General features: G+C 53.9%; 17 protein-coding genes. All 17 read right to left on the bottom strand.

Annotated elements, in window-relative coordinates; genetic code table 11:
• Window positions 1-49: 49 nt before the first annotated feature.
• The 17 genes from GQY55_RS00780 to rbfA all read right to left on the bottom strand — a co-directional run bounded on the left by GQY55_RS00780 (window position 50) and on the right by rbfA (window position 16,985).
• The gene (locus tag GQY55_RS00780) at window positions 50-268 is read right to left on the bottom strand and encodes a YlzJ-like family protein (RefSeq protein ID WP_160037431.1); all 219 of its coding nucleotides are present in this window, start codon (window positions 266-268) and stop codon (window positions 50-52) included.
• Window positions 265-1,020 (bottom strand): ClpP family protease, encoded by a 756-nt coding sequence (locus GQY55_RS00775; protein WP_373309129.1) that lies wholly within the window; start codon window positions 1,018-1,020, stop codon window positions 265-267. Before GQY55_RS00775 ends, GQY55_RS00780 begins: the two co-directional genes overlap by 4 nt.
• Before the next feature lie 144 nt (window positions 1,021-1,164).
• Window positions 1,165-1,590 (bottom strand): CBS domain-containing protein, encoded by a 426-nt coding sequence (locus GQY55_RS00770; RefSeq protein WP_160037430.1) that lies wholly within the window; start codon window positions 1,588-1,590, stop codon window positions 1,165-1,167.
• 287 nt (window positions 1,591-1,877) lie between these two features.
• A complete protein-coding gene (locus GQY55_RS00765) occupies window positions 1,878-3,557 on the bottom strand; it encodes a ribonuclease J (RefSeq protein WP_160037429.1) in 1,680 nt (559 codons plus the stop codon).
• A gap of 236 nt (window positions 3,558-3,793) precedes the next feature.
• Window positions 3,794-4,681, bottom strand: coding sequence for a 4-hydroxy-tetrahydrodipicolinate synthase (gene dapA, locus GQY55_RS00760; protein ID WP_160037428.1), 888 nt, complete (start codon window positions 4,679-4,681; stop codon window positions 3,794-3,796).
• Window positions 4,682-4,811: 130 nt separating this feature from the next.
• A complete protein-coding gene (gene dapG / locus GQY55_RS00755) occupies window positions 4,812-6,029 on the bottom strand; it encodes an aspartate kinase (protein WP_160037427.1) in 1,218 nt (405 codons plus the stop codon).
• A 437-nt stretch (window positions 6,030-6,466) separates the two neighbouring features.
• Complete coding sequence (locus tag GQY55_RS00750; RefSeq protein WP_160037426.1) at window positions 6,467-7,063, bottom strand: dipicolinate synthase subunit B; 597 nt, start codon at window positions 7,061-7,063, stop codon at window positions 6,467-6,469.
• Window positions 7,060-7,959 (bottom strand): dipicolinate synthase subunit DpsA, encoded by a 900-nt coding sequence (gene dpsA, locus GQY55_RS00745; RefSeq protein ID WP_160037425.1) that lies wholly within the window; start codon window positions 7,957-7,959, stop codon window positions 7,060-7,062. Before dpsA ends, GQY55_RS00750 begins: the two co-directional genes overlap by 4 nt.
• 181 nt (window positions 7,960-8,140) lie before the next feature.
• Entirely contained in the window at window positions 8,141-8,593 is a 453-nt protein-coding gene (gene dut / locus GQY55_RS00740) for a dUTP diphosphatase (RefSeq protein WP_201452063.1), read from the bottom strand.
• Window positions 8,562-9,830, bottom strand: coding sequence for a M16 family metallopeptidase (locus GQY55_RS00735; protein WP_160037423.1), 1,269 nt, complete (start codon window positions 9,828-9,830; stop codon window positions 8,562-8,564). The genes dut and GQY55_RS00735 overlap by 32 nt, the downstream gene beginning before the upstream one ends.
• A gap of 77 nt (window positions 9,831-9,907) precedes the next feature.
• Window positions 9,908-10,894 (bottom strand): polysaccharide deacetylase family protein, encoded by a 987-nt coding sequence (locus GQY55_RS00730; RefSeq protein WP_160037422.1) that lies wholly within the window; start codon window positions 10,892-10,894, stop codon window positions 9,908-9,910.
• 157 nt (window positions 10,895-11,051) lie between these two features.
• Window positions 11,052-13,157 (bottom strand): polyribonucleotide nucleotidyltransferase, encoded by a 2,106-nt coding sequence (gene pnp, locus GQY55_RS00725; protein ID WP_160037421.1) that lies wholly within the window; start codon window positions 13,155-13,157, stop codon window positions 11,052-11,054.
• Between the two features lie 146 nt (window positions 13,158-13,303).
• Entirely contained in the window at window positions 13,304-13,573 is a 270-nt protein-coding gene (gene rpsO, locus GQY55_RS00720; protein WP_160037420.1) for a 30S ribosomal protein S15, read from the bottom strand.
• Between the two features lie 150 nt (window positions 13,574-13,723).
• Window positions 13,724-14,671 carry a bifunctional riboflavin kinase/FAD synthetase gene (locus tag GQY55_RS00715; protein ID WP_160037419.1) on the bottom strand — a complete coding sequence of 316 codons (948 nt, stop codon included), beginning with the start codon at window positions 14,669-14,671 and terminating at the stop codon, window positions 13,724-13,726.
• A 45-nt stretch (window positions 14,672-14,716) separates the two neighbouring features.
• Window positions 14,717-15,634 carry a tRNA pseudouridine(55) synthase TruB gene (gene truB, locus GQY55_RS00710; RefSeq protein ID WP_160037418.1) on the bottom strand — a complete coding sequence of 306 codons (918 nt, stop codon included), beginning with the start codon at window positions 15,632-15,634 and terminating at the stop codon, window positions 14,717-14,719.
• Entirely contained in the window at window positions 15,631-16,608 is a 978-nt protein-coding gene (locus GQY55_RS00705) for a DHH family phosphoesterase (protein WP_160037417.1), read from the bottom strand. The genes truB and GQY55_RS00705 overlap by 4 nt, the downstream gene beginning before the upstream one ends.
• Window positions 16,609-16,631: 23 nt before the next feature.
• On the bottom strand, window positions 16,632-16,985 hold the full coding sequence (gene rbfA, locus GQY55_RS00700) for a 30S ribosome-binding factor RbfA (RefSeq protein WP_160037416.1): 354 nt from the start codon (window positions 16,983-16,985) through the stop codon (window positions 16,632-16,634).
• Window positions 16,986-16,995: the final 10 nt, after the last annotated feature.

Genomic DNA, 16,995 nt, shown 5'->3' with positions numbered 1-16,995 from the left:
TATACCATATAATACCGTGGGCACCTATGTTCTGTTTTTCGAAATCGCTTTACGATACAGGAGCATATTGAATGATGCTGCCGGGAGCATACGACGGGTCCAGGTAGGAGTCGAGAGGACCGTCCAGCAACCGGACAACTTGAACACGGTTATAATCCATCGGCTTCACTTCCATCAATATGCCCCGAATCCGCACCTCCGTCGTCGGCGCATCCTCGCCTTGTTTTTCCCAAACCGCCTCCAGAGGCATGACCGTATGCAGCGTCATTGCTTGATCCCCTCCGTTTCCCCGGTTCGTTTGCGTTCGTCGATCAGCTGATTGAGCTTGGTGATGGCCTGCCCGATGCCGCCGACTTCATCCATCAAACCGTATTTCACGGCGTCGATTCCGCCGACCGGCGTTCCGACGTCCCGGTTGAGTTCCCCCGTTCGGAACATCAACTCCTTGAATTGGGATTCCGTGATTCGTGAATGGGACGTAACGAAACGGACGACGCGTTCCTGCATTTTTTCCATGTATTCAAAGGTTTGCGGAACGCCGATGACCAGCCCGTTCAGCCGGATCGGATGAATCGTCATCGTCGCGCTTTCCGCAATGATCGAATACGTGGACGATACGGCGATCGGAACGCCGATGCTGTGTCCCCCGCCGACAACGACCGTCACCGTCGGTTTGGTCAGCGAGGCGATCATTTCGGCGATGGCCAGTCCCGCCTCCACGTCGCCGCCGACGGTGTTCAAAATAATGAGCAGCCCGTCGATATTTTTGTTTTGTTCGGCTGCAACGAGCGTCGGGATGATATGTTCGTATTTCGTCGTTTTATTTTGCGGCGGCAAAACGATATGACCTTCAATTTGCCCGACGATGGTCAAGCAAAAGATGTTCGTCTCGTTCGCGGCCGGAACATTCATTTGACCGAGCTGCTGAATCGCCTCTACCGCGGCCTTCGTTTGATTTTCCGGCTGCTGGTCCGGCGGCGCCGGTTCCTCCATCCGGAAATGCCCTGTTTCGTTTGCCATGTTTGTCTTCCCCATCCTTTCAAATCAAAGGTTGTTCATTCTGTTTAGTATGGGGGTCATCGGCGTGGTATTATTCCTTGTCGAACCATTGAAATTGCATGGACGAAAAAAAAGCACCCGCTTCGGGTGCTTTTGTGATGAAGCCTAATGGAGCTGCTGTTCGGAAATTTCGCTGAGCGCTTCCCCTGCTTCATTGATATGGATGTTGATCGTCGCAAGGTCGCCGATGGCGCAAATGCCGACGATTTCTCCGTTTTCTACAACCGGAATGCGGCGGATTTGATGGTCGGCCATCAAACGGGCGCATTCATGGGCATCGGTGTCGGGCGAGCAGGTGATAACGTCTTTTGTCATGCAATCATGGCAGTGCACGCTGTCCGGATCTTTGCCGGCGGCCACGCATTTCAACACGATATCGCGGTCGGTGATCATGCCCATAATTTTTTTGCCTTCGCAAACCGGAAGCGATCCGCAGTTGATGTCGCGCATCATTTTTGCGGCCGACGTTGCCGTGTCGTGCGGTGCGCATACCTGAACGTCTTTTGTCATGCAGTCGCGAACTAAAGTCATGTTTGATTGATCCTCCTCATGGGAAATTCCCCCGTATTGTTCCCCATATGGATTCCCGGTTATTCAGAAGGCGGCAAAAAAGCGCAGCCCCGAAAACAATCGGAATGCTGCGCTCTGTCATTTTTTTGATTTGTTTTCCCATCGGGATGCAGGAAAGCCTCGTCCATAACTTTGACCTGCACGGAAGGGAGAGTAGATGAGTGAATGTGGCCAAATCCGGTCAAGTGACGAACACGGTAAAAGAAAGTGCTGGTATATAAAGCATTTGCCACTTCATGTCAACAACGTTACACTTCCATGATGATCGGTAAAATCATAGGTCTGCGGCGGGTTTGCTCATAGAGGAAACGTCCTAGCGCATCCTTGACTCCCGTTTTGAGGGAAGCCCATTCGTTCACATTCTCGCTCATCAGCTTCTGCAGCGTGCTCGAAACGATGCGGTTCGCTTCGTCAAGCAAACCTTCGGATTCGCGCACATATACGAAACCTCTCGAAATAATGTCCGGACCGGACATAATCGTGCCGTCCTGTTTGCTCAGGGTGACAACGACAACCAAAATGCCGTCCTGGGACAAAAGCTTGCGGTCGCGCAGCACGATATTGCCTACATCGCCCACGCCCAGGCCGTCGATAAGCACGTTCCCGGCCGTAACTTTACCGGCTTTCCGCGCCATGCCGTTCTGGATCTCGACCACTTCGCCGATATCGGTGATAAAAATGTTGTCCGGGTCGACTCCCACCGATTCCGCCAGGAGCGCATGCTTGCGCTGCATTCTGTACTCCCCGTGGATCGGAAGGAAAAATTTCGGTTTCATCAGGTTCAACATGAGCTTCAGTTCTTCCTGGCTGCCGTGACCGGAAACGTGAACGCCGGAGTTTGAGCCGCTGTAAATAACTTCGGCACCCAAACGGAACAGCTCGTCGATCGTCCGGCCGACGTATTTCTCGTTACCCGGTACCGGGGTTGCCGCGATGATAACGGTATCACCAGGCAAAATATCGACCTTGCGATGGGTAGAGCGGGCCATGCGGGTCAGCGCCGACATCGGTTCGCCTTGGCTTCCCGTGCACAACACGACGACCCGGTCGGCAGCCATCTTGTTCACTTCTTCCGGCTCGATCAGCATGCCGTCCGGCACATGCAGATAGCCGAGCTCGGCGGCGATGGACACGACATTGACCATGCTTCGGCCGATGACCGTAATTTTGCGTCCGGTCGATTCCGCAGCGTTGACGACCTGCTGAATCCGATGAACGTTGGAAGCAAACGTGGCGATTACGACGCGCTGCGACGCTTTACGGAAAATATCCTCGAGGACGATACCCACGTTTTTCTCCGATGGGGTGAATCCAGGTTTCTCCGCGTTGGTGCTGTCGGATAACAGCGCTAAAACGCCTTCTTCGCCGATGGCAGCCATCCGCTGCAGGTTCGCGTATTGCCCGTTCACCGGCGTATGATCGAACTTGAAGTCGCCCGTATGAACGACATTGCCTTCCGGCGTCGCGATGCAAATGCCGACCGAATCCGGAATGCTGTGGTTCGTTCTGAAGAACGTCGCCTTGAGCGTCGCGCCCAGTTGAACCACCGAGTCCTCGTGAATCAGGATCCGCTTCGTTTCGCCAAGCAGATTCGCTTCCTTCAGCTTGTTCTCGACGAGTCCCAGCGTCAGCTTCGTTCCGTATACGGGAACGTTCAGATGTTTCAGGACGTAAGGCAATCCGCCGATGTGATCCTCGTGTCCGTGTGTCAGCAAGATGCCTCTCACTTTGTCGCGGTTCTCCGTCAAGTAGCTGATGTCGGGGATGACAATGTCGATGCCCAGCATGTCCTCTTCGGGGAACTTCAAGCCGGCATCCACGACAACGATATCATTCGCGTATTGAATGACATACATGTTTTTTCCGATTTCACCGACGCCGCCCAATGCAAATATCGTCAATTTATCGTTATTATTTTTTTTAGACAAATGAATCTAAACCTCCTATGGTGTTGGACGTCGTACCATTTTATAGTATTTGAATTTCAAAAATATACCGCACCCAGTCACTTGACCCCATTATACATGATCAAAAACGTAAAACACAAGTCACCCTTCACGTAAGTGTTAACGTTCCCCGAAAGCGCAGGCTCTATTTGCACAAAAAACAGCGCCCTGACGGGCGCTGTCATCCATTTTTTTCGGTTACGGTTATCAATAAAACACTATGCTTTCAGGGAAGCGACAAGATCTCGGATAAACGCCGCTTCGGATTCGTTCGGATCGATCAGCGGCAAACGCACGCCGCCTACGAAGCGGCCCCGCAGATTCAGCGCGTATTTCAAAGCAGAAGGATTCGGCAAAGGATGAGGGCATTCGAACAATCCCTTGAATACCGGGAACAGCTTCTGATGCAGCTTCGCCGCTTCGGCAACCTCTCCGTTCAAATACGCTTGAATCATGTCCTTCATGGAAGAACCGATCAAATGGCTGGCCACGCTGACAATACCGTATGCCCCGACGGCAATGGCCGGCAGCGTGACGGAATCGTCCCCTGAGTAAACCTTGAAATGTTCGGGTGCTCCGGAAGCGATTAGCGTCACTTGTTCCAAGGACGCGCATTCCTTCGTCGCGACGACGTTCGGAATCCGGGCCAGGCGAAGCGTCGTTTCGGCCGAAAGGCCTGCAGCGGTGCGTCCCGGCACGTTGTAAAGAATGACCGGCAGGCTCGTGCTGCGCGCGATCGCCTCAAAATGGCGGTACATCCCTTCCTGGCTCGGCTTGTTGTAATAAGGCACAACGAGCAAAACGCCATCGACGCCCCGCTTTTCGGCTTCCCGGGTCAGATGGATGGAATGCTCCGTATTGTTGCTGCCGGTACCCGCAATGATTTTGCAGCGGCCTTTCGCATGCTCCACCGCAAACGAAAACAGCTCCAGTTTCTCTTCATCGCTTAACGTCGGGGACTCGCCCGTCGTTCCGCAAACGACAAGAGAATCCGATTTTTGCTCTTCGATTAAATCATCGATCAGATTCGACGTTTCCTGCCAGTTGATTTTTCCCTGTTCGTCGAATGGCGTGACCATGGCCGTTATCAATCTTCCGAAATCCACTTGTATTACCTCCTCAAAACGATGGGACGTGCTCTTGCAAGCAGCGGTTTTTATATCATTGCCCGGGCATGCCTTCGGCGCCGGAAAAAGCGGAGCCTTTTCCCGCCCGGCCGCTCGGCGTTTTTCGTTTTTATCTATGAAGTTCGAATTTGGTATGAAGAGCACGCAGAGCCTGCACCATATCTTCTTTTTTCACGAGCACCCAGATCGTCGTGTTCGAATCCGCGGATTGCAAAATTTGTATGTTCTGCTCGCTGAGCGATTCGACGATTTTGGCCATGATTCCCGGCACCCCGTTGATGCCTCCGCCGATCACCGAAACCTTGGCGCAGCCCGACAGGGCCTTGGGCTCAAAGCCGAGTTCCCGCAGGACCGTTAACGCCCGGTCCGAATCGAAGTCAAATACCGTATAGACCGCCCCGGTTGGGGTAACATTAATAAAGTCGACGCTTATGGAATTTTCGGCCATCGCTTTAAATACTTGGAGTTGAAGATTATGGCTTCCATCTTCGCAGTCGACCGTAATTTGCGTAACGTTGCTTACGTAAGCGATACCCGTCACGTAGCGGTCCATGATGCCAAGCTGAACATCCTTAAAGCCTTCCGGCTGAGTCACCAGCGTCCCCTCATCCTCGGAAAACGTTGAACGCACCCGCACGGGGATTTGGGCCTGCATGGCGATTTCGACGGCACGCGGGTGGATCACTTTGGCTCCGTACTGCGCCATGTTGCATATTTCCGCATAACTGACGACAGGCAAAGGTTTGGCGTCCTCGACAATTCTTGGATCGGCGGTCAAAATGCCGTTGACGTCCGTATAGATATCAACCATTTCCGCATGAAGCGCCGCGCCGAGCGCCGTAGCGGAGGTGTCGCTTCCTCCCCTTCCCAGCGTCGTGAAGTCGCCCGATTCCGCCTGGCCTTGAAAGCCCGTTACGATGACGACTTGATGGGTTTCCAGCTCGGTACGCACCCGCTCCGGACGAACATCCTTGATGCGGGCGTTGCCGAAGTGGTCGTCGGTCACGAAACCGGCCTGCGCTCCCGTCAACACGGTTGAACGGATCCCTTCGCGCTCAAGCAGGCTGCACAAGGTAGCTGCGGATATGATTTCACCGCAGCACAGCAATAAATCCCTTTCGCGTGCAGGGAGAGCATCGCCGTTTTGGGCCGCCCAGTCCAAGAGCGTGTCTGTAGCATACGGTTCGCCTTTGCGCCCCATTGCCGACACAACGACGACCAGCTGATATCCGGCGGACAGTTCGCGTTTGATGTGGCCTATAACAAACTCTCTTGCCTCCGGCGTTGACAACGATGTACCACCGAATTTTTGTACTAAAATACTCATTTCCATTCCTCCATACGACTAAGAACGCGCGGAACGTTTGGCTGCAGTTCTCGGCTACCCCGGACAGCATTGAAGCGCCTGCACCCTGCTACGGAAATATCGATAAACATAGGATATTTCGGGCTGGTTGTCGCCGGGATTACGGCGCAATCGCCCTACGTACAACGTCCGGTTTCCTGCGGCATCTGTCGCAAGCGGATAGGTGCGGGAAGCGGGGCAGCCGAGCGGGCAAACTCCGGCGCTTCCTCCAACAATTTCACGTCTTCAAGTTCATAGTCTTTCTCTAGTTCGTCAAAAACAGTTTCAAAGTGACCGCAAACGACAGGGTTACGGCCGCATGCTGCCGTCGCATGGACGGTACGCACCGAAATGACCGGCCGCGGACCGTTCATGCGGCTGCCTTCAGGATGGTGAAGCAGCGGAGGGATATGGGCCGCTTAAGCCGAAAACACCCGTTGCAGGATCATGGGCTGAAGCTGTCTTCCTTCCAGTGCTGCGTAGCAGGCCTCAGGGATCAAATCCATTTGGGCCACAAGCGAATTCGGCTTCTGATAAGGGTTATCTTGACCGAACGGAACAAAATAAATATTTTTCGTAATTAAAAGCCTAGCGATGTTGGATGCATTGAGCCCAAGCCCGTCATTCGTGGAAATCGCCAGCACAAGCGGGCGCTGGTTCCTCATTTGGGCTTTGGCGGCCATAAGAACCGGGCTGTCGGTCATCGCGTTGGCCAGCTTGCTTGTCGTATTTCCGGTGCATGGGGCAATGACCAGCACATCGAGCAATTTGGACGGTCCCAGCGGCTCCGCTTCGACAATTGAGGAAATAAGGTCGTTTCCCGTCATTTCTTTAAGCTGCTGAAGCCAATTCTGAGCCGTACCAAAACGCGTATCCGTCGTTTGCACCGAGCCGGATACGATCGGCACCACGTTGGCGCCGCCGTCCACAAACCGCTTCACCTGCGGCATGATTTCTTCAAGCGTGCAGTGCGATCCTGTAACTGCATAACCTACCGTTTTACCCTGCCAATTCATACTCCATCCCCCCGAGTTTTGGACTCATCCGAAATCAACTGTACCAACGTGTTCGCGATGATCGAACCAGCCGTTTTGGGAGCCACGATTCCGGGAAGGCCTGGGGCAAGCAGCGCCTTGATTCCCCGCTTCTCCGCATACCGGAAATCGCATCCCCCGGGAGCGGAAGCGAGGTCAATAATGACGGCGCTTTGAGGCATTCTAGACAGGATTTGTGCTGTGACTATCATAGTCGGAATCGTATTAAAAATCAAGTCGATATTGCGCACATGATCCGCCAAATCCCTTGTCAGGAAAGGCTCCCAGCCCATCACCTCCGCTCGGGCGACGTCCTTTTCGCTGCGGACTCCCACTTTGACATTCGCTCCCAGACCCTGCAGGCTTTTGGCCATCGTGAATCCCGTCCTGCCCAGTCCCAGCACCATGCAACTGGATCCATGTATCGTAAAATCCGTATTCTGAATCGCCATCACCAGAGCGCCTTCGGACGTCGGAATGGAGTTGCTGATCGCCACCTCATCCCGGTCCAGCAGCTCGACCAACTTGATCTCGTGATGCGCGCACAAACTTCGCAAATAAGGCTTTGCCATGCCGGTATATATTTTGCACCCTCTGCGCAGCGCAGCCATATGCTCATCCTGCAGTTTGAGCGACTCATTCGAGAATTGCGTATGGATGATGCCGTTATCATCACAGCCCACGACAGGAAGGACCAGTACATCCGCGCCAGCGAGCAGCTCAGCCGTCAGATGATCCCTGGTCACTCCCTGGAGTTTTTCCTTCAGATTGTCAAAACCGACGACGCTGACGGTGGCATCCATCTCCGAACATTTGCGGATCACCTCGATCTGCCGCGCATCCCCGCCTAGGAATACGATTTGGACTCCTGTCAGCATAAGGATGTCACTCCTTTCAAAAAACACGGTTATGGAGCATCTTATGCGGCAGCCTACCATTCGGTGAAAACGCGGATAAAATAACCTTCGACAGCGGTCTTGGCTTGGATGTTTTTCCGTTAAAAATAAAAGATCCGCCGTCACTTTCGCGGCAGGCGAAAATGCGGCGGACCTTGGTCCGTTATTTGCCGGTATGTCCGAATCCTCCGGCTCCGCGGACGGTTTCGGACAAAGTTTCCACTTGTTCGATCCGGATTTGCGGAACCTCCTGGAACACCATTTGGGCAATCCGTTCATTCCGGGCGATCGCAAAAGGCTCCTGTCCCAAATTAATGAGCAGCACCTTCACTTCTCCGCGGTAATCCGCGTCGATCGTTCCCGGCGTATTGAGGCATGTAATGCCATGCTTCAAAGCAAGCCCGCTGCGCGGACGAACCTGCGCTTCAAGGCCTTCCGGCATCGCCAGGGCGAACCCCGTCGGAATCAGCTTGCGTTCCCCCGGTTGAAGCACGACGGGCTCCTCGACGGCGGCGTACAGGTCGTAACCCGATGCGCCCGCGGACATTTTTTCCGGAAGTTTCACGTCGTCATGACCCGGAAGCTTATGAATTTGAACGTAATGCAACGAAATCATCCCTTCTTAATCCAGCAATTGCTTTGTCCGATGCTCCGACCATCGCCAGCGCAAAAGGTTCGCCGAACATTCTGTCCAAAACGTCGTCGATGTCCTTCATGCCGACATGCTCTATTTTATCAATCATTTCGTCCAAGGAATAGTGTTTTCCGAGCATCAGCTCGTTTTTCCCGAGCCGGTTCATCCGGCTGCCCGTGCCCTCAAGGCTCAAGATCAAACTTCCCTTCAGCTGTTCCTTCCCTTTGCGGAGCTCGTCTTCCGTGATGCCGTTACGGGCGATGTCCGCAAGCACCTCTTTGGTCAGGTCGAGCACGTCCTTGGTCTGTTTGGGCGCGGTGCCTGCATAAACCGTGAACAATCCGCTGTCCTCGTTGGAGCTGTGGTACGAATAAACGGAATAAGCCAGGCCCCGCTTTTCGCGGATTTCCTGGAACAGTCTCGAACTCATCCCGCCGCCGATCGTGTTGTTCAACAAAATCATGGCGTACTGCACCGGATCATGAATGGAGCAGCCCGGCAGGGACAAGCAAATATGGTTTTGCTCCGTTTTCTTTTTATGGAACAAAATATCGCTGTGGAACCCCGGCGCGGCAATGTCCTTCACGTCGCGGTGGTTGCCGAAATGGCCGAAATGGCGCTCCAGCAGCTCCACGACGCCGTCATCGATGTTGCCGGCCACGCTGATCACCGTATTTTCGACGGTGTAATGCTCCTTCATGTAAGCCCGGAGCTCCGCCGGCCCCATCGGGTCCAGCTGCTGCTTCGTGCCCAAAATCGGATAAGCGAGCGGGTGTCCCCCGTATACGGCTTTCGCCATCAAATCATGCACGAGATCGTCCGGCGTATCTTCGTACATGGCGATTTCCTCGAGGATGACGTTTTTCTCTTTGGCGAGTTCCCCTTCATCCAGAACGGACCGGAAAAACATATCCGACAACACGTCCACGGCGATCGGCAGATGCTCATCCAGCACCTTGGCGTAATAACAGGTATACTCCTTCGACGTAAACGCGTTGACGTTGCCGCCGATGGCGTCGAATTGTTCGGCGATGTCTTTGGCGTCGAAACGCTCGGTGCCTTTAAACAGCATATGCTCGATAAAATGCGAAACGCCGTTATTATCGGGTGTTTCATGACGCGAGCCCGTTTTCACCCAGATCCCAAAAGAAACCGACCGGCAAGTCGGAATTTTCTCCATGACCACCCTAAGGCCGTTCGTAAGCTTTATTTTTTTCACAAGGCTAGGCCCTCCTAAAATAATATCAATCACTGCCTTTAACGCATCCCCTATCCTACCAAAAAACGGAGTCCCGCTCAACCGCTTCGCGGAAGAACGCGTTCGGGCGAAAGCGTCTGGCTCACCGTTCCCGGCATCAGCCCTTTGTTTTTGATCACCCGGATCATGCCCCGGAGCGATTGGGACGACGAGGACGTCGGATGCATCAAAATGAGGGAGCCCGCCTCCACTTTCCTCGATATTTTGTTCACGACCGATTCGGGGGAAGGGTTCATCCAGTCTACCGTATCGACCGTCCACAGCACCGTTTTCAGGCCGAGGCTGGCGGCAATCCGGACCGTTTGCTGGTTAAAATCCCCTGACGGCGGCGCAAACCATTTGTTGTCGACGCCAAGGCTTTCTTTTAGCAGCTTTTGCGTTTTGCTGATCTCCATCGTGGCCCGGTATTCGCTGAGCTGGCTCATGTTGGGATGGGTGTAAGCATGGTTTTCCAGCTCATGGCCCCGTTTTTGGATTTCCTTTGCGAGCTCGGGATTTTTTTTCAGCCAGCTTCCATCAAAAAAGAAGGTAGCCTTTACCTTCTCCTCATCCAAAATATCCAGCATCGGCACGATGAATTCGTTGCCCCAAGCCACGTTGATCATCAGCCCCACCATCGGCTTGTTCGGGTTTCCCCGGTAGATCGGCTGCGCGCCCAGGTCGTCCAGGCTGACCTTCGGAGGGATTTGGCGGTACACGTATGTAATCGGCGCGGACGAACCGGCCGCTTTGGCTTGCTTATAGGTTGCGTCCACATCTATTTCCAATCCATTATACCCTGGAATCGCCTTCCATACACGGTCCACGACCGCGTCGACCGGCTGAATCCTCGTCTGCTCCCGTTTTTCCACGAGCTGTTTGTAAAGGGGATCCTGCGCCGGATCGTCTGTCCTGGCCTCTGCCGTCCTGGCCTCCGCCGCCTGATGCCTGGTTTCCCGGATGTATTCGCCGACGGCTCCGGTCTGGGCAATCCCCACGACGATCGCAAAACAGGCCATCAATACCGCGCCTCTTCTTCCATTCATAGCTCCGCTCATCTCCCTTACCCGCTTTGTCCCATTTTATGAGCAAGTCCACAGGAATATGAATGGAGGTAAAGGGAAGGCAAATTGAAAAAAAAGAGCCAGAAGTGGTTACGTTCTGCCTCTTTCGCAAGACCTTTTCAAGGTCTTTTCGATTGTATTAAGCTTTTTGCGTTTTGGCTTCCGCCGTCAAAACCGCCTTGCGGGACAGGTTAATCCGGCCCTGCTGGTCGATCTCCGTTACTTTTACGGTAATGGAATCGCCGATGGCCACGACGTCTTCAACCTTCGCTACCCGTTCGGTGGACAGCTGGGAAATATGGACAAGCCCTTCCTTGTTCGGCAAAATTTCCACGAATGCCCCGAATTTCTCGATCCGTTTGACGGTGCCGACGTAAATTTCGCCGACCTGCACCTCGCGGACGATGCCTTCGATAATGGAGCGGGCTTTTTGGTTCATTTCGTCGTTCGAGGAAGCGATATATACACGTCCATCCTGCTCGATGTCGATTTTTACGCCGGTTTCCTCGATGATTTTGTTGATGATTTTGCCGCCTGCGCCGATGACATCACGGATTTTGTCCGGATTGATGTTCATGACGATAATTTTAGGCGCATAAGGAGACAACGTTTCCCGCGGCTTTTGGATGGCTTCCATCATCTTGCTTAGGATGAACATCCGTCCTTCTCTCGCCTGTTTTAATGCGTCCTGCAAAATCTGGCGGTCGATGCCGTCGATTTTGATGTCCATCTGAATGGCGGTTACGCCTTCCGAGGTGCCGGCCACTTTGAAGTCCATATCGCCGAGATGGTCTTCCATCCCTTGAATATCGGTCAAAATGGAGACATGCTCCCCGTCTTTGATCAGACCCATGGCTACCCCTGCAACCGGAGCCTTAATAGGCACGCCTGCGTCCATCATGGCCAGGGTACTTGCGCAAATGCTCGCCTGGGACGTGGAACCGTTGGATTCCAGCACCTCCGAAACGAGACGGATCGTGTACGGGAATTCCGTTTCCGAAGGAATAACCTTCGACAACGCTCTTTCGCCCAAGGCGCCATGGCCGATTTCGCGGCGTCCAGGAGCGCGGAGCGGACGTGCTTCGCCTACGCTGAACGGCGGGAAGTTGTAATGGTGCATGAAGCGTTTCGATTCCTGCAGGTCGATGCCGTCCAAAATTTGCACGTCGCCGAGTGCTCCAAGCGTACATACGCTGAGCGCCTGCGTTTGGCCCCGGGTAAACAGGCCCGTTCCGTGCGTGCGCGGCAAAATGCCGGTATCGCATTCGATCGGACGGATTTCATCCAGCTTGCGGCCGTCAGGGCGAACCTTATCATGCGTAATCAAACGTCTGACTTCTTCCTTAACGATATCATGCAGCACTTCTTTGACGTCGCTCAAGAGCTCTGGCGTCTCTATGTATTGCTGTTCAAAGTGAGCTACCGTTTCGTCGTTAATGGCGTCAATCGCATCTTGGCGGGCATGCTTTTCGGCAATGCGCACCGCTTCGACCAATCGGGCTGCGGCATACTCGCGCACCTGCTTGTTGACTTCCTCGTCCACCGCATGCAGCTTGACTTCCATTTTCGGCTTGCCGGCTTTGGCTACAAGCTCCTCGATGACTGCGACGATTTTTTTGATCTCTTCGTGACCGTACATGATCGCTTCAAGCATGATTTCTTCAGGCACTTCGTTGGCTTCGGCCTCCACCATCATGATGGCGTCCTTCGTGCCCGACACGACAACGTAAATGTCGCTGATTTCCTGCTGCGCGATCGTAGGGTTGATGATAAACTGTCCGTCTACGCGTCCGACGACGACTCCGCCGATCGGTCCGTTAAACGGCACGTCGGAAATGCTCAGCGAAGCCGAGGTTCCGATCATCGCGGCGATTTCCGGAGAACAGTCTTGATCCACGCTCATGACAAGATTAAGGACTTGTACATCATTGCGGAATCCTTCAGGGAAAAGCGGGCGGATCGGACGGTCCGTCAGGCGGCTGGCGAGAATCGCTTTTTCGCTTGGACGTCCTTCGCGTTTAATGAAGCCTCCCGGAATTTTGCCGACCGCATACAATCTTTCTTCATAGTTGACGGTCAGCGGAAAAAAATCCAAATCTTTAGGTTCACTGGAAGCAGTCACAGTACAAAGTACGGCGGTTTCCCCATAACGGACCATTACTGCGGCGTTGGCCTGTTTGGCGAGTCGTCCGGTTTCAAGGATCAGGGGTCTTCCGCCCAACTGCATTTCGACACGACTTTCCATGAAATCCCTCCTTTTAATACACATTATTCCCAGCTTTGGGTCAATTCATATAAGGCCTGCATAAAAAGCAACCCGGTTGCTCCGCTGTCACTCCGAAAAGGACAAACGGCGAACAACCAGGCTGCTTTAAGTAGACCATACGGATATTAACGGCGCAATCCGAGTTTTTCAATCAGAGCGCTGTAGCGGTTAACATCTTTGTTTTTCAAGTATGCCAACAGCTTACGGCGTTGACCGACCATTTTCAGCAATCCGCGGCGGGAATGATGGTCTTTCTTGTGCGTACGCAAGTGATCAGTCAGGTTCGTAATGTTCTCCGTAAGGATAGCAATTTGCACCTCTGGGGATCCTGTGTCGGATTCATGAGTTTTGTGCTCTTCGATCAGTTGTTGTTTGCGTTCTTGAGTCAATGCCATCCTGTTCACCTCCTTAAGTAGATAATCGCCATTAGCCTCGTTACCGTCGGTGAGATCGTGTAACCAAGCCAAGGTTACCGCCGCTGTTTCCAGCGACGCTTATCAGTATAGCATACTTGGGCAGCAAAAGTAAATGTTCGCCAAGTCCGATTATGGGGACGGGCTCAAAATCTTTTCCGCCGTTTCGGTATCGGCCTGAATTTGAGTGATCAGCTCCTGGATGGAAGGGAATTTCCGTTCCGCCCGGATGTAGGATATCAGATCCACGGTCATCTGTTTGCCATAGATGTCCCGGTCAAAATCCAGGAGATGAACCTCAAAGCTTGGAGCGGCGACGTTCTCCTGGAAGGTCGGCTTGACTCCCAAATTCATCACGCCGGGCACCCACTCGCCTTCAATAAACGAGTGGACCGCGTACACGCCTTTGGCGGGCACGACGTAACGGTCGAGCAAGCGCAGGTTAGCCGTCGGAAATCCGATCGATTTTCCCCGCTTGTCGCCGTCGACCACCACCCCCCGCAGCCGGTACGGCCTGCCGAGCAGCCGGTTCGCTTCATCCAGTTCCCCGCTCTGCAGCGCTTTGCGGATCGAAGAGCTGCTCACTTTTTCGCCTTCCCGCTCGAAAGGCGGGATGATTTCGACGTTCATGTTTCCGCCTCCCAGCTGGCGGAGCATGTTTGCATCCCCAGCCCCCTTATGGCCAAAGCGGAAGTCGAAACCGACGATCGCGGTCCGTACGCCAAGCTGCAGCAGCATGCCTTCGACGAAAGCCTGCGGGCTCAGCTTGGAAAAAGCCTCGCTGAACTCCACCACATACAAAATATCCACGCCCAGCTCGGCCAAAAGCTCCTGCTTTTCCAATAGCGGCGTTAAGTTTCCTTCGTAGTTGCCTTTTTTCATGACGTCCTTCGGATGAGGGTGAAAGGTCATGACTGCGCTCGGAACGCCCTGCTCCCCGGCTAGCCGGACGGCGGAACCGATCACGCTTGCATGCCCCTGATGCACGCCGTCGAATTGTCCGATCGCGGCGATTTGCGGACCCGCGTTTTCCCTGATGATGCCGGCGGACAAAGGATAGGTTAAATGTACAGTCTTCACAGCGTTCTCACCTGCATTTCGATTGAAATATCCGTTCGCGGCCGCTTATGTCCCCGGCAAAAATACTTTTACCGGCGAAATGGCCCCAGACTCTTCCTGTTTTTCAAAGATCCCGAGAAACGCGCCTGCGCCGTCATACAGGCGGATGCAGCCAGGGGAGCGCACCTCCGGCGTTACCGCCCTTCCGGAGAGCCTCTGTCCCTGCAGCGCGGCCGCGGCTTTTTCGTCCGATACGGTATGCGCTGGCAAATGCCTGATGGCATGGTCAACCTTGATCAGATGCTCCTGCAGCCTGCCTTCGTCCATCAAACGTTCGATTTCCGCAAGCGTCAGGCATTCCGAGTCGGAAATCCCCGCGGACATCGTTCGCTTCAATTGGACCATCGTCGCCGGCAAGCCAAGCGCCTTGCCGATGTCGACGCAAAGCGTACGGATGTAGGTGCCTTTGGAGCAAAGCGCCCTGAAGGAAATATCGAGAAACGGCCCATGCCATTCATGGCCTTTCATCTCAATTTCGTAAATGGTCACTTCGCGGCTCTTGCGCTCGACGGTTTTGCCTTCGCGCGCCAGCTCATAAAGCCGTTTTCCGTCGACTTTTACCGCCGAGTACATCGGCGGAACCTGGGAAATGGTGCCCAGGAATGTCTTCAGCGCCTTTTCCGCTTCCTCCGGGGTAACGTTCACCCGGTCGACCTGTGCGGTCACGTTGCCTGTCAAATCTTCGGTGTCGGTTGCCATCCCAAGCCTCAGCGTCGCTTCGTATTCTTTCGGCAGTTCCTGCATATATTCGACGACCCGCGTCGCCCTGCCCAGGCAAAGCGGAAGCACGCCCGTCACTTCAGGATCCAGCGTGCCGGTGTGCCCGATCCGCTTCATCTTTAAAATGCGGCGCGTTTTCGCCACGACATCATGCGAGGTCATCCCTGCCGGCTTATGAACGGCCAAAATTCCTTCCAGACTCATAACAGCGACTTCACCCGCTCTACTACCTGCTCGATGGAGCTTTCGAGGTTGGCTTCGAGTCTACAGCCCGCGGCCCGGACATGCCCTCCGCCTCCAAAGCTTTGGGCCAGCGCTGCAACGTCGACGTTGCCCGCCGAACGAAGACTGACCTTCACGGCATGATCATGGATGACTTTAAATAAAACGCCGACCTCGACGCCTTGAATGTTCCGGGGATAATTCACGATCCCTTCCAGATCTTCGTTCGAAGCTCCCGCTTCCTGCATATGTTCCGGGGTGACGTAAACCCAGCAAATTTTGCCGTCAGGCGTCATCTCCATCGTGCTGAGCGCCTTTACGAGCACTTTCATTTGCGGCAACGACATCGATTCCAGCAGAGTCTCACATAATTCGGGCCCGTTTACGCCGTATCCAAGAAGCTCCGAAGCAATGCTCATCACCTTCGGCGACGTGTTCGAATAGCGGAACCCCCCGGTATCCGTCAAAAGCCCGGTATAGATCGCTGTCGCGATATCCGTCGTCCACTCGAGCCCGCAAGCGTCGATCAAGTCATGCAAAATTTCAGCCGTGGCGGCGGCATCCGGCTTGATCAGGGCGACGCTGCCGTAGCCGTTGTTGGTTGGATGATGATCGATATTCAGAATCATCGCATCTTCGGCAAAATACCGGGCGGTTTGTCCGACCCGGGCAAAATCGGCGCAATCCACGCAGATGACATGTCCGAACATGCGGTCAAGAGGCTGCTGTTCCATGTTCACGATCCGGTCCGCCATGAGCAGAAAACGCATCCTTTCCGGGATCGGCCCCTCATTGATCAGAGTGAATTTTTTGCCCAGACATGAGAGAAGCCAGCCCACGGCTACGGTGGAACTGACTGCATCTCCATCTGGCTGAATATGCGACACTACTAAATAATCATCATGCTTCAGCAGAAACTGCTTGGCCTGCTCAAGCGACTGTTCATAGGTCTGCATCGCCTTCTCCTTTAAACTGTAAATTAGTTCGAATCGTTTTTGCTGATTTCGCCCAGAAGCTTTTCGATTTTGCTGCCGTAAGCAATGGATTCATCGAACTTGAAAATCAGCTCGGGTATGTGACGAAGGCGAATCCGCTTGCCAAGCTCGGAGCGGAGAAAACCGTTGGCTTTCTCCAGAGCTTTCAGCGAGTTCTCTTTCTGCTCTTCGTCTCCCAGCACGCTGAGGTAAACCTTCGCTTGGGATAAATCGTTAGTTACATCCACGCCGGTTACGGTCAGGAAACCGATGCGCGGGTCTTTTAATTCACTTTGGATGAGCTGGCTCAGTTCTTTTTTAATCTGTTCGCCGACCCGCCCAACACGTATTTTGGCCATGCATGTTCAC

Source organism: Paenibacillus sp. USDA918EY (genome assembly GCF_009870825.1).
Lineage (GTDB): Bacteria > Bacillota > Bacilli > Paenibacillales > Paenibacillaceae > Paenibacillus_AQ > Paenibacillus_AQ albilobatus.
This window is presented reverse-complemented; position numbering and strand designations above follow the sequence as displayed.

Excerpts from the sequence above, each read along its gene's own strand:
- rbfA (WP_160037416.1), bottom strand. The coding sequence starts at position 16,985 with ATGGCCAAAATACGTGTTGGGCGGGTCGGCGAACAGATTAAAAAAGAA.
- GQY55_RS00705 (WP_160037417.1), bottom strand. The coding sequence starts at position 16,608 with ATGCAGACCTATGAACAGTCGCTTGAGCAGGCCAAGCAGTTTCTGCTG.
- dapG (WP_160037427.1), bottom strand. The coding sequence starts at position 6,029 with ATGAGTATTTTAGTACAAAAATTCGGTGGTACATCGTTGTCAACGCCG.
- GQY55_RS00750 (WP_160037426.1), bottom strand. The coding sequence starts at position 7,063 with ATGAATTGGCAGGGTAAAACGGTAGGTTATGCAGTTACAGGATCGCAC.
- dpsA (WP_160037425.1), bottom strand. The coding sequence starts at position 7,959 with ATGCTGACAGGAGTCCAAATCGTATTCCTAGGCGGGGATGCGCGGCAG.
- rpsO (WP_160037420.1), bottom strand. The coding sequence starts at position 13,573 with ATGGCATTGACTCAAGAACGCAAACAACAACTGATCGAAGAGCACAAA.
- truB (WP_160037418.1), bottom strand. The coding sequence starts at position 15,634 with ATGAGTCTGGAAGGAATTTTGGCCGTTCATAAGCCGGCAGGGATGACC.
- dut (WP_201452063.1), bottom strand. The coding sequence starts at position 8,593 with ATGATTTCGTTGCATTACGTTCAAATTCATAAGCTTCCGGGTCATGAC.
- GQY55_RS00730 (WP_160037422.1), bottom strand. The coding sequence starts at position 10,894 with ATGAATGGAAGAAGAGGCGCGGTATTGATGGCCTGTTTTGCGATCGTC.
- pnp (WP_160037421.1), bottom strand. The coding sequence starts at position 13,157 with ATGGAAAGTCGTGTCGAAATGCAGTTGGGCGGAAGACCCCTGATCCTT.
- GQY55_RS00780 (WP_160037431.1), bottom strand. The coding sequence starts at position 268 with ATGACGCTGCATACGGTCATGCCTCTGGAGGCGGTTTGGGAAAAACAA.
- GQY55_RS00775 (WP_373309129.1), bottom strand. The coding sequence starts at position 1,020 with ATGGCAAACGAAACAGGGCATTTCCGGATGGAGGAACCGGCGCCGCCG.
- GQY55_RS00770 (WP_160037430.1), bottom strand. The coding sequence starts at position 1,590 with ATGACTTTAGTTCGCGACTGCATGACAAAAGACGTTCAGGTATGCGCA.